Origin of the sequence: Ramlibacter sp. (assembly GCF_036383835.1) — a bacterium.
Taxonomy (GTDB): domain Bacteria; phylum Pseudomonadota; class Gammaproteobacteria; order Burkholderiales; family Burkholderiaceae_C; genus Ramlibacter.
Genome location: NZ_DASVNN010000148.1, coordinates 1 through 2818, shown reverse-complemented (window position 1 = coordinate 2818; position 2818 = coordinate 1). Strand labels below are relative to the sequence as shown.

The 2818-nt window shown below is 70.4% G+C and carries 3 protein-coding genes; 1 reads left to right on the top strand and 2 read right to left on the bottom strand.

Annotated elements, in window-relative coordinates:
* Positions 1-639: gamma-glutamyl-gamma-aminobutyrate hydrolase family protein (locus VF522_RS23060; RefSeq protein WP_330910676.1), on the top strand; the 639-nt coding region annotated here is incomplete at its 5' end.
* Positions 640-746: 107 nt separating this feature from the next.
* On the opposite strand, the gene VF522_RS23055 is transcribed toward VF522_RS23060, so the two are convergent.
* Together VF522_RS23055 and VF522_RS23050 are read right to left on the bottom strand one after the other, a co-directional pair.
* On the bottom strand, positions 747-1538 hold the full coding sequence (locus VF522_RS23055) for an HAD-IIB family hydrolase (protein ID WP_330910675.1): 792 nt from the start codon (positions 1536-1538) through the stop codon (positions 747-749).
* Positions 1539-1549: 11 nt separating this feature from the next.
* Positions 1550-2818, bottom strand: a 1269-nt coding sequence (locus tag VF522_RS23050) for a S41 family peptidase (protein WP_330910674.1), incomplete at its 5' end; no start/stop codon positions are given.

Here is a 2818-nt window from a genome sequence, read left to right as displayed (position 1 = left end):
CCCGTGCTGTTCCCGATGGCGCAAGCCGAGGACGTGCCCACCCTGCTGCCGCTGGTCGACGGCGTGCTGCTCACGGGTTCGCCTTCCAACGTCGAGGCCACGCATTTCGGCGAAACCGCGCTGCCGACCGACCTGCTCGATCCGCGCCGCGACCAGCTGACCATGCGGCTGGTGCGCGAGGCGCTCGCCAAGGCCGTGCCGCTGTTCGGCGTCTGCCGCGGCCTGCAGGAGATCAACGTCGCGCTCGGCGGCAGCCTGCACCAGGCCGTGCACGCGCGCGAGGGCATGCTGGACCACCGCGAACCGGACGGCGAGGCGCTGGAAGAACAGTTCGCCGAGCGCCATGACGTGCTGCTGGAACCGGGCAGCGCGTTCGCGCAATGGGCCGGCGCCACGCGGGTGAAGGTCAATTCGCTGCACGGCCAGGGCCTCAAGCGCCTGGGCGAAGGCCTGGTCGCCGAAGCCCTTGCGCCCGACGGGCTGGTCGAGGGCGTGCGCGTGCAGGGCGCGCCGGCCTTCGCCTTCGGCGTGCAGTGGCATCCCGAATGGCGGCACGAGCGCCACCCGTTCTACCAGCGCACGCTGGAGGCCTTCGCCGATGCCTGCCGCGCGCATCGCGGGCAGCGGGACCCGGCATGACGGAAACCGCCTTCTTGTAGGGTGGGCAAGCTTTGCTTGCCCACCATCGCGGCGTGTCCGGAGCCCAATGGTGGGCAAGCGGAGCTTGCCCACCCTACGATGCATGATCAGCGCGCGTCGAGGATCGCCCGCGCCACTTCCGCAAACCCCGCGCCGCGTTCCCCTTCGGTCACATATCGCGGCTTGAACGCCAGCTGCTGCTCGAAGCGGCGGATGTTCGCCACGCCGATGCCGTGGGGGAAGTGCTCGAACATCAGCACGTCGTTGGTGGAGTCGCCGACGTACACCCAGCGATCCAGTTCGGCGTCGAGCTCGCGTCCGAGCAGCTCGCGCACCACCCAGCGCGCGCCCGCCAGCTTGTTGTGGCCGCCGTACCAGCCGTTGACGTGGATGGAGCTCACCGTGGCGTTCATGCCTTCGGCGCGCATCAGCGCCACCACGCGATCGATCGCTTCCTGCGGCAGGTGCGCGAACTCGCCGTGGTCGATCGCGATGTCGGTCTCGCGGCCGCCGCTGTCGCGCGAGATCGTCGCGCCGGGCACTTCGCGCACGATGCGCCGGGCGACCTGCTGCATGCGCGCGAAGTTCGCGGCGCGCAGCGGGGCGTCCTGCATGTACAGCTTGCGCAAGGGCTCGGCCGGCGAGCGGTGCGTCAGTGCGACGGCGCCATTCTCCGCCACGATCGCGTCCACCGGCCAGGCCCGGGCGAAAGGCTCGCTCCAGCCGACGGGCCGCCCGGTGATCGGGATGACGTGGAGCCCGGCATCGGCCAGCGACTGCAGGGCCCGCACGACCTCCTCGCCGACGACGCCTTCGGTCGTGAGCGTGTCGTCGATGTCGGTCAGCACGCCGGCGATGCGCGCGCGCGCGGCCGCGGGCCACGCGCGCAGTGGCTGCATGGCGGCGGCGGTCAACGCTCCGACTGCTGCGTGGACAGCAGCACGCGGCCGGCCCAGGAGGGCCGGTTCGGCCTCGTGCCGACGGTCCCGGACAGCAGCGGCGAGGCGGCGCTCTGCACGCCGGAGAAGGTGCCGGCGGGGCAGGCGTTGTTGTCGATGTAGAACAGCGCGCCGTTGTACAGCGGGTCGGTGGCGCTGCCGGGCGTGGCGCCGGTGTCGGCGATGCGGCAGGTCGGCTGGAAACCGGTCGTGTAGTCGCCGAAGCCCTGGGCGTTGCTGCCCTTGAACTCGATCGGGAAGAAGGCCAGGCCGCAGTTGTCCCTCTCCGTGAAACCGTAGGGCTTGCCGCAGGTGGTGTCGCCGATGCGCACCACCTGCACGCCGATGCCGCGCAGGCTGTTGATGATCGATTCGCTCGCCGAGCAGGTATTGCCGCTGGTCAGGATGAACACGCGAGGCAGCGCGAGCTGCGGCAAGGGCGTGCCGACCGGGGAGTCCGGCTCGGCGAACTGCACGCGCGAGGAAAAGCGCAGGGCGCTGGAGGCCGTCAGCGCCGCGCGCTTGTCGTTGTATTGCAGCCGCTCGAAGACCTGCCCTTCGCTGGACAGGCCCGCGATCATGGACGCGGCAGTGAGGGCGATGTACAGGAAACCGCCCGAGTTGTTGCGCAGGTCCAGGATCAGGTCCTGCACGCCAGCCGCCTGCAGTTGCTGGAAGGCGGCGATCAGGTCGTCCTGGGCGCCCAGGTCGTGCGAGTTGAACAGGATGTAGCCGACCTGCCGGCCGTTGGTGCTGGCCACCACGTTGGTCACCGGGACCGTGTTGGTGTGCGACTTCAGGACCGTGCCGGGGCCATCCTTCGTGAGCGCCTCGGCAGCCTGGTGCACCGCGTATTGCTGCGCCAGGTTGCGGGCCTGGGCGGCCGGGATGACGGCGCTGAAGCGGTCCTTCGGTTGCCCGTTCACATCCGGCGTGCGCACCAGCAGCGCGTTGAAGTAATCCGGGACGTTGTTGTAGGCGTTGGGGTCGACGTCGACGATCTCGTTGTACCAGAGGTACACCTCGTCGAGGTAGCTGCGTACGAACTTCTTCTGCGTGTCCAGGGAGCAGCCGGCGACCGCCTGCGAGTACTGGCGCGAGGAGCCGAGCGGCGTCGTGGGCTGGATGAACTCGGGTGCGACACCGCCGCCGCCCCCACCTCCGCCGTCCCCACCCCCGCCGCCGCCGCAGCCGGCAAGCAGGACGGCGGCCGCCGACAGAGCGGCCGCGCAACGGAGCAG